Here is a 16744-nt window from a genome sequence, read left to right on the forward strand (position 1 = left end):
TCGCCGATGGTAGTGTGGGGTTTCCCCATGTGAGAGTAGGTCATCGTCAAGATTCATTTCGCAAAACCCCTATCTGCGCATGCAGGTAGGGGTTTTGTCTTTGTGGGCGAAAAATCCGGCCCTGCTCCTACAGGGATCTGTGGTAAGTCGCCTCCCACAATTTGAGCCAGAACACTAGAATAGGCCCACGCACCTATCCAGAAGCGCCATATGCCCAATCCTGACGAACCCCAAGCCCTGGCCCAATTGCCGTTGGACGAGCTTGTCGCCTGCCACGAATGCGACCTGCTGCTGCGCAAGCCTGTGCTCCAGCACGATGAAAAAGCCCAATGCCCACGCTGTGGCTACGAGCTTTATGCCCACCGGCACAATGTAGTCAACCGCAGCCTGGCCCTGGTACTGACCGCCCTGTTGCTGTTTATACCGGCCAATTTTCTACCGATCATGCAGCTGCACCTGCTTGGCCAGACCTCGGACGACACTGTCTGGAGTGGCGTACTAGGCCTGTACAATTCGCAGATGCGTGGTGTGGCGGTGGTCGTGTTCCTTTGCAGCATGGCCATCCCCCTGGCAAAACTGCTCTGCCAGCTGGCGGTATTGCTGAGTATCCGCTTGAACGTGGGGCGCAACTTCGGCCTGCTGTTCTACCGCATCTATCACCACTTGCGTGACTGGGGCATGCTCGAGGTGTATTTCATGGGTGTGCTGGTGGCCATCGTCAAGCTGGTGGACCTGGCCGAACTGACCGTGGGCCTGGGGCTGTTCTGCTTCATCAGCCTGCTACTGGTCCAGGTATGGCTGGAAGTGGTGATGTCACCACACCAGATCTGGAGTGCGCTATCGGGGGAGGACCTGCATGCGGGCGATTGATGCAGGCATTGTTGTCTGCAATGAATGTCATGAACTGAACAGGCAAGTGCCAGATGGCACTTCGCAGACGTGCACGCGCTGCGGCGCCGTTGTGCATGCTCGCCGCCCTAACAGTATCGTGCGTACCTGGGCGCTGCTGGTTGCCGCGTCGATCCTGTATATCCCGGCCAACCTGCTGCCGATCATGACCGTGAGTACACTCGGCCAGGGCAGCCCCGACACGATCATGTCCGGTGTCATCACCCTGCTCAAGCACGGCATGGTGCCGATTGCCGCAGTGGTGTTCATTGCCAGTATCCTGGTGCCCACATTCAAGCTGGTGGGCATCGGCTTGCTGTTGTACTCCGTTCAGCGTCACCAGCCGCTTTCAGCGCGGCAACGGATACTGATGTACCGCTTCATCGAATTCATTGGGCGCTGGTCCATGCTCGATATCTTCGTCATCGCCATCCTGGTGGCGGTGGTGAATTTCGGCCGAATAGCCAGTGTCGAAGCCAATCTGGGCGCTGTCGCCTTCGCAACTGTGGTGATCCTGACAATGCTTGCCGCTTTAACTTTCGATCCCCGACTGATTTGGGATAACACGGAGTCGGATGACGACCATGAGTGACCTGCCAACGGCTAAAACCCGCCCAGCCTCGAACTGGTCGGCCATCTGGATCCTGCCTTTGATTGCTCTGATGATCGGTGGCTGGCTCGCATGGCAGGCCTACAGCGAGGCCGGCGTAGAAATTGAAGTCCGCTTCGAGTCGGGTGAAGGAATCGTCGCCAACAAGACCGAAGTCATCTACAAGGGCATGCCGGTAGGCAAAGTGAAGAGCCTGGTGCTCGACGCCAAGGGCGACAACCAAGGGGTGATCGCCACCATCGAGATGAACAAGGCCGCCGAGCCTCACCTGACCAAGGGCACACGCTTCTGGCTGGTAAAACCGAGTGTCAGCCTGGCGGGTATTACCGGCCTTGAAACACTGGTATCGGGTAACTACATCGCCGTCAGCCCGGGCGAGGGGGAGCGTACCAAGCGCTTTACCGCGTTGAAGGTGGCGCCTCCGCTCTCGGATTCGGAGCCTGGCCTGCATCTGATCCTCAAAGCCGACAGGCTGGGTTCGCTCAACCGTGATAGCCCGATTTTCTACAAGCAGATCCAGGTGGGTCGGGTGAAAAGCTACCGTCTTTCCGAGGACCAGAGCACCGTCGAGATCAAGGTTTTCATCGAGCCGGGCTATGCCAGCCTGGTGCGCAAGCACACGCGTTTCTGGAACGCCAGCGGTGTCAGCATTGATGCTTCGCTGTCAGGTGTGAAGGTGCGCAGCGAGTCGCTGTCGAGCATCGTGGCCGGTGGTATCGCCTTTGCCACGCCGGAGTACCGCAAGGACAGCCCACCCACCGACCCGAGCCTGCCGTTCCGCCTGTATGAAGACTTCGACGCCGCCCAGGCGGGTATCCGGGTCAAGGTGAAGCTGAGCGATTACGAGGGGCTGCAAGCAGGCCGTACACCGGTGATGTACAAGGGCATTCAGGTGGGTTCGCTGAAAGCCCTGAAGATGGAAGACAACCTGGCCAGTGCATCGGCCGAGCTGACGCTGGACCCGCTGACCGAGGACTACCTGGTCGAGGGCACGCAGTTCTGGGTGGTCAAGCCGTCGATTTCCCTGGCAGGTATCACTGGCCTGGAAGCGTTGGTCAAAGGCAACTACATCGCCATTCGCCCGGGTGAGAAAGGGGAGCGGCCCGAGCGTGAGTTCGAGGCCCGTGCCAAGGCGCCGCCGCTCGACCTCAAGGCGCCGGGCCTGCACATGGTGTTGTTTGCCGATACCTTGGGTTCGCTGGAAATCGGCAGCCCGGTGATGTACCGCCAGGTCAAGGTGGGTAGCGTGCAGAGCTATCAGTTTGCGCGTAACAGCAACCGCATCCTGATCGGTGTGCATATCGAAAAGGAATACGAAAAGCTGGTTAACGGTTCGTCGCGCTTCTGGAACGTCAGTGGCATTACCCTGACGGGCGGCCTGTCGGGCATCAAGATCAAGAGTGAGTCGCTGCAAACGCTGATGGCCGGCGGTATTGCGTTCGACACGCCACGCCCGGATGTGGCGCTGAAGCGCCACATCCCACGCTTCCGTCTGCATGACAGCCAGGAGGCGGTAAACCGTGCGGGTACCTTGATTACCGTCCGTGTAGACCGTGCAGATGGCCTGAAGCCGGGTACGCCGATCCGCTTCCGTGGTCTGGATGTTGGCAGTATCGAAAGCGTCGACCTGACTGATGACTTGCAGGCTGTGCTGCTGCGGGCACGTATCACCGAGGCGGCGAACCGTATTGCCCGGGCCGGCACGCAGTTCTGGGTGGTCAAGCCAGCATTGGGCCTGGTACGCACCGAGAACCTCGACACCCTGATTGGCGGGCAGTACCTGGAGGTGCAGCCGGCCACCAAGGACCGTGGCCCGCAGCGCGATTTCATCGCCTTGGCCGATGCCCCGCAAGTGGCTGGGCCTGAGGTGGGCTTGCCACTGACGCTCAGTGCCCCACGGCGTGGGTCTATCAAGCCGGGTGTGCCAGTGACCTATCGAGAGGTTGCGGTTGGCAAGGTGACGGGCTTCGAGTTGGGCCAGAGCGCTGACCGCGTGCTGATCCATATCCTCATCGAGCCGCGCTATGCAGCCCTGGTACGCAGTGGCAGCCGCTTCTGGAACAGCAGTGGCTTCGGTTTCGACTGGGGGCTGTTCAAGGGGGCTACCGTGCGTACCGAGTCGGTGGAGACTCTGATCGATGGCGGTATCGCCTTCGCAACGCCGGATGGCGAGCAGATGGGTAACCCGGCACGGCCGCAGCAGACCTTCGCCTTGTTCGACAAGGCCGAGGATGACTGGCTGCAGTGGGCGCCGAAGATTCAGATAGCCAAGTAACTCAGAGGCCAACGCCGCCCTGCTTTGTGTAGGAGCGGCCTTGTGTCGCGATCGGGCTGCGCAGCGGCCCCTCTGTAATAGCGTCGATGCTGATATTGCTGGGGCTGCCGTGCAGCCCGATCGCGACACAAGGCCGCTCCTACACAAAGCGGGTCAGTGCTGTCATAGGGATGCTTGTATAAATCGCAGGCAACAAAAAACCGACCCTAGGGTCGGTTTTTCGAATAGCGCGTCGCTTAGGCAGCTGCAGCTTCTTTCAGCGCCTTGATGTGGCCATTCAGACGGCCTTTGTGACGAGCAGCTTTGTTCTTGTGGATGATACCTTTGTCGGCCATACGGTCGATTACAGGTACAGCCAGAACGTAAGCGGCTTGCGCTTTGTCGGCGTCTTTTGCGTCAATGGCTTTAACTACATTCTTGATGTAGGTGCGGACCATGGAACGCAGGCTGGCGTTGTGGCTGCGACGCTTCTCAGCCTGTTTTGCACGTTTCTTGGCGGAAGGTGTGTTGGCCACCGTCGAGCTCCTCGAAAGACTTTAGGTAAATAGCAAACAAAATAGGCCGCGAATCATGCCGATCAGTAGATCGATTGTCAAGGCCACCTGCAAGGTTCCGCCGAGCGGTGCGCCAACAAGAGGGAAAGATTCCTTTCTGCTGCGCGACCTGTACACTCGGGAATTTTTGGCTCCCCTGCGAAGGCGCGGGAGTATCGCACATTCGGACGCTGTCTGGCAGCGTCCTCTGCCTTTGGCGTGAATCTTTTCGATGAACCTGCTCAAATCCCTGGCTGCAGTAAGCTCGATCACCATGATTTCCCGGGTGCTGGGCTTCGTGCGTGACACCATCCTGGCTCGCATCTTTGGTGCCGGCGTCGCCACTGACGCCTTCTTCATCGCGTTCAAATTGCCCAACCTGTTGCGGCGCATTTTCGCCGAGGGCGCGTTCTCCCAGGCCTTTGTGCCGATCCTGGCCGAATACAAGACCCAGCAGGGCGAGGAAGCGACGCGCACCTTCATTGCCTACGTCAGCGGCCTGCTGACCCTGGTCCTCGCCCTAGTGACTGCCATCGGCATCCTGGCGGCGCCGTGGGTGGTGTGGGCAACAGCCCCGGGTTTTGTCGACAATGCGGAAAAATACGAGCTGACCACCGCGCTGTTGCGGGTGACCTTCCCTTATATATTGCTGATCTCGCTGTCCTCCCTGGCCGGTGCAATCCTCAATACCTGGAACCGTTTCTCGGTACCCGCCTTCACCCCGACCCTGCTGAATGTGGCGATGATCGCCTTCGCCGTGCTGCTGACGCCGTACTTCAACCCGCCGATCATGGCCCTGGCCTGGGGCGTGCTGGCGGGTGGCCTGGCGCAGTTGCTGTACCAGCTACCCGCGTTGAAGAGGATCGGCATGCTCGTGCTGCCGCGTCTGAACCTGAAGGACGCGGGGGTGTGGCGGGTATTGAAGCAGATGTTGCCGGCGATTCTCGGGGTATCGGTGAGCCAGATCTCGCTGATCATCAACACCATCTTCGCCTCTTTCCTGGTGGCCGGCTCGGTGTCGTGGATGTATTACGCCGACCGCCTCATGGAGCTGCCGTCAGGGGTGCTGGGCGTGGCCCTGGGCACCATCCTGTTGCCGACCCTGGCCAAGACCTACGCCAACAAGGACCGCGAGGAGTACTCGCGGATCCTCGACTGGGGCCTGCGCCTGTGTTTCCTGCTGGTGCTGCCGTGCACCCTGGCGTTGGCCATTCTTGCCGAGCCGCTGACCGTTGCGCTCTTTCAATATGGCAAGTTCAGTGCGTTCGATGCGGCCATGACCCAGCGGGCGCTGGTGGCCTATTCCGTAGGCTTGCTGGCGATCATTCTGGTCAAGGTACTGGCACCCGGCTTTTATGCGCAGCAGAATATCCGCACACCGGTGAAGATCGCGATTTTCACCCTGGTCTGCACCCAGCTGTTCAACCTCGCCCTGGTCGGCCCGCTTGCGCACGCCGGCCTGGCATTGGCGATCAGCCTCGGTGCCTGCCTGAATGCCGGCTTGCTGTTCTGGAAGCTGCGCAGCCAGCAGTTGTTCGAGCCACAGCCAGGCTGGGCAATGTTCCTGCTCAAGCTTGTCTTGGCAGTGGCGCTGATGTCGGCAGTGCTGTTGGCGGGCATGCACTATATGCCGGCCTGGGAGCAGGGCATCATGCTTGAGCGCTTCATGCGGCTTGGCGCACTTATCCTGGCAGGCGTCGTGACGTATTTCGGCTGCCTGTACCTGTGCGGCTTCCGGCCCCGGCATTTCGCCCGCAAGGCCCTGCACTGAGGCTTCAGGCGGGTCAGGCGTCGGTTTTTCGCATTCCACGCCGCCCTTGGGCGTTGCTGCCTGTCACCGGCGCCCGGGTGTGGTTATAATCGGCCACTTTATGAGCAAGAAGCGCGTTATGCAGCTGGTTCGAGGTCTTCACAACCTGCGCCCCGAGCACCGGGGCTGTGTCGCCACCATTGGCAACTTCGACGGGGTTCACCGCGGCCACCAGGCAATCCTGGCGCGCCTGCGCGAGCGCGGTCAGGCCTTGGGCCTGCCGACCTGCGTGGTGATCTTCGAACCGCAACCACGCGAGTACTTCGCCCCTGATACCGCGCCGGCGCGCCTGGCCCGCCTGCGCGACAAGGTCGAACTGCTGGCCGCCGAGGGCATTGACCGGGTGCTGTGCCTGGCGTTCAACCAGCGCTTGAGCAAGCTCAGCGCCGATGCCTTCGTCAAGGCCATCCTGGTCGACGGCCTGGGCGTGCGCCACCTCGAAGTGGGTGATGACTTCCGCTTTGGCTGCGACCGCGCCGGCGACTTCGCCTTCCTGATCGAGGCCGGCAAGCAGTACGGCTTCACCGTCGAGGCCGCCAACACGGTGATCCAGGACGGCCTGCGGGTCAGCAGCACCGAAGTGCGCAAGGCCTTGTCCGAAGCCAATTTCGAGCTGGCCGAGCACCTGCTGGGCCGCCCGTACAGCATCACCGGCCGCGTGCTGCATGGCCAGAAGCTGGCCCGCCAGCTCGGCACACCTACCGCCAACATCCAGCTCAAGCGCCGCCGCGTGCCGCTGTCCGGGGTCTACCTGGCCAGCATCGAAATCGACGGCAAGGCCTGGCCGGGTGTGGGCAATATTGGCGTGCGTCCCACCGTTGCCGGTGATGGGCGCCCGCACCTGGAGATTCATCTTCTGGATTATGCCGGCGACCTGTATGGCCGGCGTCTGACGGTGGAGTTCCACCACAAGCTGCGTGAAGAGCAGCGATTCGCCTCCCTGGAGGCGCTGAAGTCGGCGATCGATGCGGATATCGCCGCCGCACGTGCACATTGGCACGCTCAACCGCTAACGAAGAGCCTGAAATGACCGACTACAAAGCCACGCTTAACCTTCCGGACACCGCCTTCCCCATGAAGGCCGGCCTGCCTCAGCGCGAACCGCAGATCCTGCAGCGCTGGGACAGCATTGGCCTGTACCAGAAGCTGCGCGAGATTGGCAAGGATCGTCCCAAGTTCGTCCTGCACGACGGCCCGCCCTATGCCAACGGCAAGATTCACATCGGTCATGCGCTGAACAAGATCCTCAAGGACATGATCGTCCGCTCCAAGACCTTGGCCGGCTACGATGCGCCGTATGTCCCGGGCTGGGACTGCCATGGCCTGCCGATCGAACACAAGGTCGAGGTGACCCACGGCAAGCACCTGTCTGCCGACCGCACCCGCGAGCTGTGCCGCGAGTACGCCGCCGAGCAGATCGAAGGGCAGAAGACCGAGTTCATTCGCCTGGGTGTGCTGGGTGACTGGGACAACCCGTACAAGACCATGAACTTCGCCAACGAGGCCGGCGAAATCCGTGCCCTGGCCGAGATGGTCAAGCAAGGCTTCGTGTTCAAGGGCCTCAAGCCTGTGAACTGGTGCTTCGATTGCGGTTCGGCCTTGGCTGAAGCGGAAGTCGAGTACGCCGACAAGAAATCCCAGACCATCGACGTGGCCTTCCCGATTGCCGACGAGGCCAAGCTGGCTGCCGCCTTCGGGCTGGACGCGCTGGCCAAGCCAGCCGCCATCGTAATCTGGACCACCACCGCGTGGACCATCCCCGCCAACCAGGCGCTGAACATCCACCCGGAGTTCAAGTACGCCCTGGTCGATACCGGCGAGCGTCTGCTGGTGCTGGCCGAAGAGCTGGTCGAGTCGTGCCTCAAGCGCTACAACCTGGAAGGCTCGGTCATCGCCACTGCCCAGGGTTCGGCCCTGGAGCTGATCAACTTCCGCCACCCGTTCTACGACCGCCTGTCGCCTGTCTACCTGGCCGACTACGTCGAACTGGGCGCCGGTACCGGTGTGGTTCACTCCGCGCCTGCCTACGGTGAAGACGACTTCGTCACCTGCAAGCGCTACGGCATGGTCAACGACGACATCCTCACGCCGGTGCAGAGCAACGGCGTGTACGTCGAGTCGCTGGAGTTCTTCGGCGGCCAGTTCATCTGGAAGGCCAACCCGGCCATCGTCGAGAAGCTGAGCGAAGTCGGTGCGCTGATGCACACCGAAACCATCAGCCACAGCTACATGCACTGCTGGCGCCACAAGACCCCACTGATCTACCGCGCCACCGCGCAGTGGTTCGTGGGCATGGACAAGCAGCCAAGCACTGGCGAGCCGCTGCGTGAGCGCGCACTCAAGGCCATCGAAGAGACCAAGTTCGTGCCGGCCTGGGGCCAGGCGCGCCTGCACTCGATGATCGCCAACCGCCCGGACTGGTGCATCTCGCGTCAGCGCAACTGGGGTGTGCCGATCCCGTTCTTCCTGCACAAGCAGACCGGCGAGCTGCACCCACGTACCGTCGAACTGATGGAGGCTGTGGCCAAGCGCGTCGAACAGGAAGGTATCGAAGCCTGGTTCAAGCTGGATGCTGTCGAACTGCTGGGTGACGAAGCCGGCCAGTACGACAAGATCACCGATACCCTGGACGTGTGGTTCGACTCTGGTACCACCCACTGGCACGTGCTGCGCGGCTCGCACGACATCGGCCACGCCACCGGCCCGGTTGCCGACCTGTACCTGGAAGGCTCCGACCAGCATCGTGGCTGGTTCCACTCGTCGTTGCTCACCGGTTGCGCCATCGACAACCACGCGCCGTATCGCGAGCTGCTGACCCACGGCTTCACCGTGGACGAGAACGGCCGCAAGATGTCCAAGTCGCTGGGCAACACCATCGAGCCGGAGAAGGTCAACAACACCCTGGGTGCCGACATCCTGCGCCTGTGGGTTTCGGCCACCGACTATTCCGGTGAAATGGCGGTTTCCGAGCAGATCCTGCAGCGCAGCGCCGACGCCTACCGCCGTATCCGCAATACCGCCCGCTTCCTGCTGTCCAACCTGTCCGGTTTCGACCCGGCCCGCGACCTGCTGGCCCCGCAAGACATGCTGGCACTGGACCGCTGGGCGGTGGACCGTACCCTGCTACTGCAACGCGAGCTGGAAGAGCACTACAGCGAGTACCGTTTCTGGAACGTCTACTCCAAGGTGCACAACTTCTGCGTGCAGGAGCTGGGCGGCTTCTACCTCGACATCATCAAGGACCGCCAGTACACCACCGGCGCCAACAGTGTCGCCCGCCGTTCCTGCCAGACTGCGCTGTACCACATCAGCGAAGCGCTGGTGCGCTGGATCGCGCCGATCCTGGCGTTTACCGCTGACGAAATCTGGCAATACCTGCCGGGCGAGCGCAACGAGTCGGTGATGCTCAACGGCTGGTACCAGGGCCTGAGCGAGCTGCCAGAAGGCACCGAGCTGGACCGCGCCTACTGGGACCGCGTAATGGCGGTGAAGGCATCGGTCAACAAGGAGCTGGAAAACCAGCGTACCGCCAAGGTCATCGGCGGCAACCTGCAGGCCGAAGTCACTCTGTACGCCGACGAAGGCCTGAGCGCCGACCTGGGCAAGCTGGGCGACGAGCTGCGCTTCGTGCTGATCACCTCGGCCGCCAGCGTGGTGCCGTTCGTGCAGGCACCGGCGGACGCCGTGGCCACCGAAGTCGAAGGCCTCAAGCTGAAAGTGGTCAAGTCCGGCCATGCCAAGTGCGGCCGTTGCTGGCACTTCCGCGCCGACGTCGGCAGCCACCCGGAGCACCCGGAAATCTGCAGCCGTTGCGTCGACAACCTGACCGGCTCGGGCGAGGTGCGTCACTATGCCTAACCCGGCAGTGGGGCGCTTCGGGCGCCTTGCATGGCTTTGGCTGAGCTTGCTGGTGCTGGTCCTCGACCAGGCCACCAAGCTGTATTTCAACAACGCCCTGACCATGTACCAGCAGATAGTCGTCATCCCTGACTACTTCAGCTGGACCCTGGCCTACAACACCGGTGCCGCTTTCAGCTTCCTCGCTGATGGTGCCGGCTGGCAGCGCTGGTTGTTCGCCCTGATCGCCGTGGTGGTCAGTGCCGTACTGGTGGTGTGGCTCAAGCGCCTGGGGCGCAACGAGACCTGGCTGGCCGTGGCGCTGGCGCTGGTGCTGGGTGGCGCCATTGGCAACCTGTACGACCGCGTCGTGCTGGGCCATGTGGTCGACTTCATCCTGGTGCACTGGCAGAACCGCCATTACTTCCCGGCCTTCAACGTGGCCGACAGCGCCATCACCGTTGGTGCGGTGATGCTGGCGCTGGATATGTTCAAGAGCAAGAAGTCCGAGGATCCGGTCCATGACTGACACCCGTATCGGCCAGAACACCGAAGTCACCCTGCACTTCGCGCTGCACCTGGAAAACGGCGACACCGTAGACAGCACGTTCGACAAAGCCCCGGCCACCTTCAAGGTAGGCGATGGCAACCTGTTGCCGGGCTTCGAAAGCGCGCTGTTCGGCTTCAAGGCCGGTGACAAGCGTACAGTGGTGGTGGCCCCGGAGAACGCCTTCGGCCAGCCCAACCCGCAGAACGTGCAGGTCATGCCACGGTCCAACTTCGAAGGCATGGAATTGTCCGAAGGGCTGCTGATCATCTTCAACGATGCCGCCAACGCCGAGCTGCCGGGTGTGGTCAAAGCGTTCGATGACGACCAGGTGACCATCGACTTCAATCACCCACTGGCTGGCAAGACCCTGACCTTCGAGGTGGAGATCCTCGAGGTGAAGGCCCTGTAAGCCTGGAGCCGAGCATGCAAATCAAACTCGCCAACCCTCGCGGCTTCTGCGCGGGGGTCGACCGGGCGATCGAGATCGTCAACCGCGCGCTGGAAGTCTTCGGCCCGCCGATCTATGTGCGTCACGAAGTGGTGCACAACAAGTTCGTGGTCGAAGACCTGCGCAACCGCGGCGCCATCTTCGTCGAAGAGCTGGACCAGGTGCCGGACGATGTCATCGTCATCTTCAGTGCCCACGGTGTTTCCCAGGCCGTGCGCCAGGAAGCGGCTGGCCGTGGCCTGAAAGTGTTCGATGCCACCTGCCCGCTGGTGACCAAGGTGCACATCGAGGTGGCCAAGTACAGCCGCGACGGCCGTGAGTGCATCCTCATCGGCCACGAAGGGCACCCGGAAGTCGAAGGCACCATGGGCCAGTACGACGCCAGCAACGGTGGTTCCATCTACCTCGTCGAAGACGAAGATGATGTAGCCAGGCTGCAGGTGCGCGACCCTGACCACCTGGCCTTCGTGACCCAGACCACCTTGTCGATGGACGACACCAGCCGCGTCATCGACGCCCTGCGTGCGCGCTTCCCGAACATCGGTGGCCCGCGCAAGGACGACATCTGCTACGCCACCCAGAACCGCCAGGACGCCGTCAAGCAACTGGCGGGCGAGTGCGACGTGGTGCTGGTAGTCGGCAGCCCGAACAGCTCCAACTCAAACCGCCTGCGTGAGCTGGCCGAGCGCATGGGCACCCCGGCCTACCTGATCGACGGTGCCGAGGACATGCAACAGGGCTGGTTTGAACAGTCGGCGCGTATTGGCATCACTGCGGGTGCTTCGGCCCCTGAAGTGCTGGTACGTGGCGTGATCGAGCAGCTCAAGGCCTGGGGCGCTACCGGCGCTGAAGAGCTGGACGGGCGTGAAGAGAACATCACCTTCTCGATGCCCAAAGAGCTGCGGGTTCGCTCGCTGATCTGACTGAAGCCTGTACTGGCCTCATCGCCGGCAAGGTCGGCTCAAGGCTATGTACTTGCACAGCGAGTATTGTTTCGGTCCTCCGCAAGCAATCTGACTCTCCCGGTCGATGCCAGCACCACTTGATATCGGCTGCTGGCAGATGAGCGTTCACACACTTCCAGCGTTGTTCCCAACCAGCTGTTGTTCAGCGTCATTGGAACGCCCAGCGCACTGAACTTGAACTGTTCCCCGCGATTGCTCGTAATCTTGAGCGGCCTCGAAAGGCGCTGCTCGCGCAGCAGCTGCTGGTTATGCTCAAGCACCACCCGCCAACCCTTCCCCCAGTTACCGTCCAGCGCCTGCACCAGCACCGGTTGGCTTTGCAGCATGGCGTGGCTGCGTGCGCTGCGCAGTGCCTGTGCCAAATCACGGGCAGCGGCTGCCCGGTGTAGGTCGTCGCTCATCCTGGCGTAGGCCGGCACGCCGAGCTGTGTCAGCAAGACAGCCACGGCCAAGGCCGACAACATTTGTATCAGTGTTACCCCTCGTTGCTTCACCGTGCATTCCTCCCTGGAAGTGCTTGGCTATAGCTTCACGTTCGCTGGCCAAGCGGTCTAGTCGGCCAGGTTCAGGGCTATTGCAGGAAAAGTCGCAGGAGGTGCAGGGATGCACGCAAGACAACGGGGCATGACGCTCATGGAAGTGTTGCTGGCCGTCGTGGTTGTGGCCGTGGGCATGTTCGCAACGGCAGCGATACAGTTGCAGGCATTGCAGGCTGCGGACAGCGCGCGTCGCGATGGGCAGGCCGCGATGGCGGTGCACAGCGAGCATGAACGGAGGCGGCGATGAGACGCCGCCAGATTGGGTTCGGTCTGGTTGAGGTGGTGATGGCGCTGGCCATCGGGTTGATGCTACTGGCAGCGGCCAGCCAGCTCTTTACCTCCGCACACCAGACCTGGCGTCTGCAAAGTACGGCAGTGCGCATGCAGGATGAAGCGCGTCATGCGTTGTTGCGTATGGCGCAGGACATCCGAATGACGGGGATGTTTGGCTGCCTTCAGATCGGGCCAGACGATTTTAAGGCCCCGGGCTCACAGTTGGCTTTCGCCCGGCCGTTGGAAGTTGATTCCACCACCCTCCGCCTGGTTGTGGCGGAGTTGCCCGGACAGGCTGGCGAGAGTGACTGGGTTTTGCAGACGGACTGCATCGAAAAAGTGCGCGTGGATGAAAAGCCAGTAGAGGGTTACCCGCTAACGTTCCCCATCAGCCAGTACGTTTATCAGTTCCATGACAACAGGCTGAGGTTCAAGCGAAAAGGCAATTTCCAACCGCTGGTCGAGAATGTGCGAGAGGCGCGTTTCGAACGTGTGCAAACGCTGCAAGGAGAGAGGGTAGATATCACGCTGACATTGTACGAACCCACGCTCAAACTCGAACAGCGCCATGAGCTTAGTGTGGCGCTGCGCAACCCGGTGCCGCAGCCATGAAGCGTCAACGCGGTGTCGTGCTGCTGTCGGCGTTGGTACTGAGCCTGCTGCTCGGTTTGCTGGCGACCTCAGCCCTCAGCAATGCCTTGATGGAAACACGAATGACCGGCCACATGCGCGATGGTCTGCTGGCGCTCGAAGAAGCTGAGGCCGCGTTGCAAGTAGGGGAGGGCGAGCTCAAGCGTGCACCTCCCGATCGGTGTACCGCGTGCATGCCGCCAGCTCGACCGCACGATCTGGCTGGGCAGTGGCAGGGCACGCAACATGGCTATTTCCACCTGCAGAATCTTGGCCCGAGTAAGCGCGCCCAGGCCACCCTGTTCCGGATAACCACAGTCAGCAAGCAAACCCAGTCACGCCACGTGCTGGAAGCCGTCTACGCCGTGGCCGGCGACACAACCCGGCGCATCACCTGGCGGCAAAGACTGAGAGGAGACTGACATGCAGCAAGGCTTGAGCCTGATCGAGTTGTTGATTGTGTTGGCCGTGACCGGCATTCTGGCAGCCATTGCCTACCCCAGTTACAGCGACCAGCTTCGGCGAGCCGCACGCAGCGAAGTGGTTGGCCTGCTGCATGATGCTGCCTTGCGCCTGGAGCGCCACCGCGTGCGTACCGGCCAATATGCCGAGGGCGACCCAGCCTTGCCCGACGGTACCCGCTATTACAGCCTGCAGGCCCAGCGCGACAGCGACACTTTCACGCTGCGCGCACGGCGGCTGCCGCATGGGCTGATGGCGCAGGATGGCTGCGGCGACTTCCAGCTGGACCACGCCGGCGTGCAGCGCAATCCGGGTGCCGTTGGCGGCAGCGAGCACTGCTGGGGGAGCTGAAGGTTGAATGATGCCCGGTGCATCGCGGTTTTACTTCAGGTGTTGGATCGACAGATGAGCAAGCAAGTAGTGGTGGTCGGCGGCGGGGTGATCGGCCTGCTGACGGCGTTCAACCTGGCGGCCAAGGTCGGGCAGGTGGTGGTGTGTGACCAGGGTGAGGTGGGGCGTGAGTCGTCGTGGGCCGGTGGGGGCATCGTTTCGCCGCTGTACCCGTGGCGCTACAGCCCGGCCGTGACCGCCCTGGCGCACTGGTCGCAGGACTTTTATCCACAGCTGGGCGAGCGTTTGTTCGCCAGTACCGGTATCGACCCGGAAGTGCACACCACGGGCTTGTACTGGCTCGACCTGGATGACGAAGCCGAAGCGCTGGCCTGGGCCGAACGTGAGCAGCGGCCGCTCAGTGCCGTGGATATCTCGGCGGCCTACGACGCGGTGCCGGTGCTGGGCCCGGGTTTCAAGCGCGCCATCTACATGGCCGGTGTAGCCAACGTGCGCAACCCGCGCCTGGTGAAGTCGCTGAAGGCGGCGCTGCTGGCGCTGCCCAACGTCACCTTGCGCGAAAATTGCCAGATCACGGGTTTCGTTCAGCAGGGCGGGCGCGTGACCGGCGTGCAGACCGCTGAAGGCGTGCTGGCGGCGGATGAGGTGGTGCTCAGTGCCGGGGCTTGGAGTGGCGACCTGTTGCGTACCTTGGGCCTTGAGCTGCCGGTAGAGCCGGTGAAGGGCCAGATGATCCTGTTCAAGTGCGCCGAGGACTTTTTACCGAGCATGGTGCTGGCCAAGGGGCGCTATGCGATTCCGCGGCGGGATGGGCACATTCTGGTGGGTAGTACGCTGGAGCATGCCGGGTATGACAAAACCCCGACCCCTGATGCCCTGGAGAGTCTGAAGGCTTCGGCGGTGGAATTGCTGCCTGGACTCGAAGGGGCCACCGTGGTGGGGCACTGGGCCGGGCTGCGACCGGGGTCGCCAGAAGGCATCCCCTACATCGGGCCCGTGCCGGGGCACAAGGGGCTGTGGCTGAACTGCGGGCATTACCGCAACGGGCTGGTGCTGGCGCCAGCTTCGTGCCAACTGTTTACCGACTTGCTGACCGGGGCCGAGCCGATTATCGACCCGGCGCCGTATGCGCCAGCAACGCGGTTGGCCTGAAGTTACGCGATCCCTTGTAGGAGCGGCCTGCCGGTCCGGCGCCCCGGCAAGGCCGCTCCTCCACAGGTTTTGTATTCAGTTTTGTCGGCCTGGGCCTTGTTGCAGGTGCGCCTGGCTGCAATACCACTCTTTGCCCTGCTGCAGCGCCCGGTCGTTGGGCAGGTGCACGCCGCAATGGGCGCAGCGCACCATCTGCAGTGGCGCATCCAGCTTCGCCTCGGGGTGAGACTGTTGGCTGACTTTGAACTTGCGCCACAGCCAGAACGCGGCGGCGATCAGGGCGATCCAGAAAAGTAGGCGAACCATGGTGTCCAGCTTGTCGGTTGAAGAAGCTGACAGTCTAGGGCGCGGCCAATAAAAAAGGGAGGCCCAAGGCCTCCCTTTCATGTACCGCTGTGGGTCAGTCGAACAGACCAAAGGTCATGTAGCTGAACCAGGAGCGGTCATTTTCGGCTTGTTTCGGGCCTTCCGGCACGATCGGATCGCCGTTTTCGTCTTTCGGCAGCAGCTCTTGCGGCATCTCGTCACGCGCGTCCTGGAACTGCTTGACCACGTCCTGGTTGGCGCGGGTTTCGCCCGGCGGCAGCGGGGTATCGGTTTCGATCAGGCCCAGGGTGGCCTTGGACAGCCAGCCGCGCCCGTCAGACTCGGTCTGCTTGGGCTGGAACTCGCCATCGACCAGGCTCGGGTGGTCAGGGTAGTTGAGCTTGAGGGTTTCCAGGCTGGTGGCGGCCAGCTCGTCCAGATGCATCTTCTGATACGACTCGACCATTACCGCCAGGCCGTCGCCGACCGATGGGGTTTCCTGGAAGTTTTCTACCACGTAGCGGCCACGGTTGGCGGCGGCCACATAAGCCTGGCGGCTCAGGTAGTAGTCGGCCACGTGAATTTCATACGAAGCCAGCAGGTTGCGCAGGTAGATCATGCGCTGCTTGGCGTCGGGCGAGTAGCGGCTGTTGGGGAAGCGGCTGGTCAGCTGGGCGAACTCGTTGTACGAGTCGCGGGCGGCACCCGGGTCACGCTTGGTCATGTCCAGCGGCAGGAAACGCGCCAGCAGGCCACGGTCCTGGTCGAACGAGGTCAGGCCTTTGAGGTAGTAGGCGTAGTCGACGTTCGGGTGCTGCGGGTGCAGACGGATGAAGCGCTCGGCGGCCGACTTGGCAGCCTCGGGCTCGGAGTTCTTGTAGTTGGCGTAGATCAGCTCGAGCTGCGCCTGGTCGGCATAGCGGCCGAACGGGTAGCGCGATTCCAGGGCCTTGAGCTTGTTCACGGCGCTGGTGTAGCTGGAGTTGTCCAGGTCAGCTTGCGCCTGCTGGTACAGCTCGGCTTCGCTGAGGTTCTCGTCAATGACCTCTTTATTAGAGGAACAGGCCGCGGTAAGCCCGAGGATGGCGATCAGCAGCAGGTGTTTCACTTGCATG

At 62.1% G+C, this 16744-nt stretch carries 18 protein-coding genes; 14 read left to right on the top strand and 4 right to left on the bottom strand.

Features of this window, described 5'->3' with window-relative positions; genetic code table 11:
* The first annotated feature begins 210 nt into the window (after nucleotides 1-210).
* Genes JOY50_RS27040 through JOY50_RS27050 form a run of 3 tightly spaced genes read left to right on the top strand, consistent with a single transcriptional unit; the run spans nucleotide 211 to nucleotide 3773 of the window.
* Nucleotides 211-870 (top strand): paraquat-inducible protein A, encoded by a 660-nt coding sequence (locus tag JOY50_RS27040; protein ID WP_132847098.1) that lies wholly within the window; start codon nucleotides 211-213, stop codon nucleotides 868-870.
* Nucleotides 857-1480 (top strand): paraquat-inducible protein A, encoded by a 624-nt coding sequence (locus JOY50_RS27045; protein ID WP_132847097.1) that lies wholly within the window; start codon nucleotides 857-859, stop codon nucleotides 1478-1480. Before JOY50_RS27040 ends, JOY50_RS27045 begins: the two co-directional genes overlap by 14 nt.
* Nucleotides 1473-3773 carry a PqiB family protein gene (locus JOY50_RS27050; RefSeq protein ID WP_132847096.1) on the top strand — a complete coding sequence of 767 codons (2301 nt, stop codon included), beginning with the start codon at nucleotides 1473-1475 and terminating at the stop codon, nucleotides 3771-3773. Before JOY50_RS27045 ends, JOY50_RS27050 begins: the two co-directional genes overlap by 8 nt.
* A 236-nt stretch (nucleotides 3774-4009) precedes the next feature.
* Here the strand turns inward: JOY50_RS27050 and rpsT are convergent, their stop codons facing one another.
* Nucleotides 4010-4288 carry a 30S ribosomal protein S20 gene (rpsT, locus tag JOY50_RS27055; protein WP_016484776.1) on the bottom strand — a complete coding sequence of 93 codons (279 nt, stop codon included), beginning with the start codon at nucleotides 4286-4288 and terminating at the stop codon, nucleotides 4010-4012.
* A 250-nt stretch (nucleotides 4289-4538) separates the two neighbouring features.
* Here rpsT and murJ point away from each other — a divergent pair, with 250 nt between their 5' ends.
* The 6 genes from murJ to ispH all read left to right on the top strand — a co-directional run bounded on the left by murJ (nucleotide 4539) and on the right by ispH (nucleotide 11874).
* Nucleotides 4539-6077 carry a murein biosynthesis integral membrane protein MurJ gene (gene murJ / locus JOY50_RS27060; protein ID WP_132847095.1) on the top strand — a complete coding sequence of 513 codons (1539 nt, stop codon included), beginning with the start codon at nucleotides 4539-4541 and terminating at the stop codon, nucleotides 6075-6077.
* 118 nt (nucleotides 6078-6195) lie between these two features.
* On the top strand, nucleotides 6196-7146 hold the full coding sequence (ribF, locus tag JOY50_RS27065) for a bifunctional riboflavin kinase/FAD synthetase (protein WP_243056109.1): 951 nt from the start codon (nucleotides 6196-6198) through the stop codon (nucleotides 7144-7146).
* A complete protein-coding gene (ileS, locus tag JOY50_RS27070) occupies nucleotides 7143-9974 on the top strand; it encodes an isoleucine--tRNA ligase (RefSeq protein WP_138737853.1) in 2832 nt (943 codons plus the stop codon). Before ribF ends, ileS begins: the two co-directional genes overlap by 4 nt.
* The gene (gene lspA / locus JOY50_RS27075; RefSeq protein WP_019473244.1) at nucleotides 9967-10482 is read left to right on the top strand and encodes a signal peptidase II; all 516 of its coding nucleotides are present in this window, start codon (nucleotides 9967-9969) and stop codon (nucleotides 10480-10482) included. Before ileS ends, lspA begins: the two co-directional genes overlap by 8 nt.
* The gene (gene fkpB, locus JOY50_RS27080; RefSeq protein ID WP_086978271.1) at nucleotides 10475-10912 is read left to right on the top strand and encodes an FKBP-type peptidyl-prolyl cis-trans isomerase; all 438 of its coding nucleotides are present in this window, start codon (nucleotides 10475-10477) and stop codon (nucleotides 10910-10912) included. Before lspA ends, fkpB begins: the two co-directional genes overlap by 8 nt.
* Before the next feature lie 14 nt (nucleotides 10913-10926).
* On the top strand, nucleotides 10927-11874 hold the full coding sequence (gene ispH / locus JOY50_RS27085; protein WP_019473246.1) for a 4-hydroxy-3-methylbut-2-enyl diphosphate reductase: 948 nt from the start codon (nucleotides 10927-10929) through the stop codon (nucleotides 11872-11874).
* 44 nt (nucleotides 11875-11918) lie between these two features.
* On the opposite strand, the gene JOY50_RS27090 is transcribed toward ispH, so the two are convergent.
* The gene (locus JOY50_RS27090) at nucleotides 11919-12410 is read right to left on the bottom strand and encodes a GspH/FimT family pseudopilin (RefSeq protein ID WP_028614146.1); all 492 of its coding nucleotides are present in this window, start codon (nucleotides 12408-12410) and stop codon (nucleotides 11919-11921) included.
* Between the two features lie 109 nt (nucleotides 12411-12519).
* Between JOY50_RS27090 and JOY50_RS27095 the strand changes: the two genes are divergently transcribed.
* The 5 genes from JOY50_RS27095 to thiO are packed head-to-tail and all read left to right on the top strand — an operon-like array spanning nucleotide 12520 to nucleotide 15323.
* Entirely contained in the window at nucleotides 12520-12702 is a 183-nt protein-coding gene (locus tag JOY50_RS27095) for a prepilin-type N-terminal cleavage/methylation domain-containing protein (protein ID WP_132847072.1), read from the top strand.
* Nucleotides 12699-13340, top strand: coding sequence for a PilW family protein (locus tag JOY50_RS27100; RefSeq protein ID WP_132847071.1), 642 nt, complete (start codon nucleotides 12699-12701; stop codon nucleotides 13338-13340). The genes JOY50_RS27095 and JOY50_RS27100 overlap by 4 nt, the downstream gene beginning before the upstream one ends.
* On the top strand, nucleotides 13337-13780 hold the full coding sequence (locus tag JOY50_RS27105; RefSeq protein ID WP_138737851.1) for a hypothetical protein: 444 nt from the start codon (nucleotides 13337-13339) through the stop codon (nucleotides 13778-13780). The genes JOY50_RS27100 and JOY50_RS27105 overlap by 4 nt, the downstream gene beginning before the upstream one ends.
* Nucleotide 13781: 1 nt before the next feature.
* Nucleotides 13782-14171, top strand: a complete 390-nt coding sequence (locus JOY50_RS27110; RefSeq protein ID WP_019473251.1) for a type IV pilin protein — start codon at nucleotides 13782-13784, stop codon at nucleotides 14169-14171.
* 54 nt (nucleotides 14172-14225) lie between these two features.
* A complete protein-coding gene (gene thiO / locus JOY50_RS27115; protein ID WP_019473252.1) occupies nucleotides 14226-15323 on the top strand; it encodes a glycine oxidase ThiO in 1098 nt (365 codons plus the stop codon).
* A gap of 75 nt (nucleotides 15324-15398) precedes the next feature.
* Here thiO and JOY50_RS27120 read toward each other — a convergent pair whose 3' ends face one another.
* A complete protein-coding gene (locus tag JOY50_RS27120) occupies nucleotides 15399-15629 on the bottom strand; it encodes a PP0621 family protein (RefSeq protein ID WP_019473253.1) in 231 nt (76 codons plus the stop codon).
* Between the two features lie 94 nt (nucleotides 15630-15723).
* Complete coding sequence (locus JOY50_RS27125; protein WP_019473254.1) at nucleotides 15724-16743, bottom strand: outer membrane protein assembly factor BamD; 1020 nt, start codon at nucleotides 16741-16743, stop codon at nucleotides 15724-15726.
* Nucleotide 16744: the final 1 nt, after the last annotated feature.

The sequence above is a fragment of the Pseudomonas sp. BP01 genome (genome assembly GCF_022760795.1).
GTDB lineage: Bacteria > Pseudomonadota > Gammaproteobacteria > Pseudomonadales > Pseudomonadaceae > Aquipseudomonas > Aquipseudomonas putida_Q.

What these genes read in the sequence shown, in the direction of transcription:
- ispH (WP_019473246.1), top strand. Translation starts at nt 10,927, where the DNA reads ATGCAAATCAAACTCGCCAACCCTCGCGGCTTCTGCGCGGGGGTCGAC.
- ribF (WP_243056109.1), top strand. Translation starts at nt 6,196, where the DNA reads ATGCAGCTGGTTCGAGGTCTTCACAACCTGCGCCCCGAGCACCGGGGC.
- JOY50_RS27100 (WP_132847071.1), top strand. Translation starts at nt 12,699, where the DNA reads ATGAGACGCCGCCAGATTGGGTTCGGTCTGGTTGAGGTGGTGATGGCG.
- JOY50_RS27045 (WP_132847097.1), top strand. Translation starts at nt 857, where the DNA reads ATGCGGGCGATTGATGCAGGCATTGTTGTCTGCAATGAATGTCATGAA.
- JOY50_RS27095 (WP_132847072.1), top strand. Translation starts at nt 12,520, where the DNA reads ATGCACGCAAGACAACGGGGCATGACGCTCATGGAAGTGTTGCTGGCC.
- murJ (WP_132847095.1), top strand. Translation starts at nt 4,539, where the DNA reads ATGAACCTGCTCAAATCCCTGGCTGCAGTAAGCTCGATCACCATGATT.
- fkpB (WP_086978271.1), top strand. Translation starts at nt 10,475, where the DNA reads ATGACTGACACCCGTATCGGCCAGAACACCGAAGTCACCCTGCACTTC.
- JOY50_RS27110 (WP_019473251.1), top strand. Translation starts at nt 13,782, where the DNA reads ATGCAGCAAGGCTTGAGCCTGATCGAGTTGTTGATTGTGTTGGCCGTG.
- thiO (WP_019473252.1), top strand. Translation starts at nt 14,226, where the DNA reads ATGAGCAAGCAAGTAGTGGTGGTCGGCGGCGGGGTGATCGGCCTGCTG.
- JOY50_RS27125 (WP_019473254.1), bottom strand. Translation starts at nt 16,743, where the DNA reads ATGCAAGTGAAACACCTGCTGCTGATCGCCATCCTCGGGCTTACCGCG.
- JOY50_RS27105 (WP_138737851.1), top strand. Translation starts at nt 13,337, where the DNA reads ATGAAGCGTCAACGCGGTGTCGTGCTGCTGTCGGCGTTGGTACTGAGC.
- ileS (WP_138737853.1), top strand. Translation starts at nt 7,143, where the DNA reads ATGACCGACTACAAAGCCACGCTTAACCTTCCGGACACCGCCTTCCCC.
- JOY50_RS27120 (WP_019473253.1), bottom strand. Translation starts at nt 15,629, where the DNA reads ATGGTTCGCCTACTTTTCTGGATCGCCCTGATCGCCGCCGCGTTCTGG.
- JOY50_RS27050 (WP_132847096.1), top strand. Translation starts at nt 1,473, where the DNA reads ATGAGTGACCTGCCAACGGCTAAAACCCGCCCAGCCTCGAACTGGTCG.
- lspA (WP_019473244.1), top strand. Translation starts at nt 9,967, where the DNA reads ATGCCTAACCCGGCAGTGGGGCGCTTCGGGCGCCTTGCATGGCTTTGG.
- JOY50_RS27040 (WP_132847098.1), top strand. Translation starts at nt 211, where the DNA reads ATGCCCAATCCTGACGAACCCCAAGCCCTGGCCCAATTGCCGTTGGAC.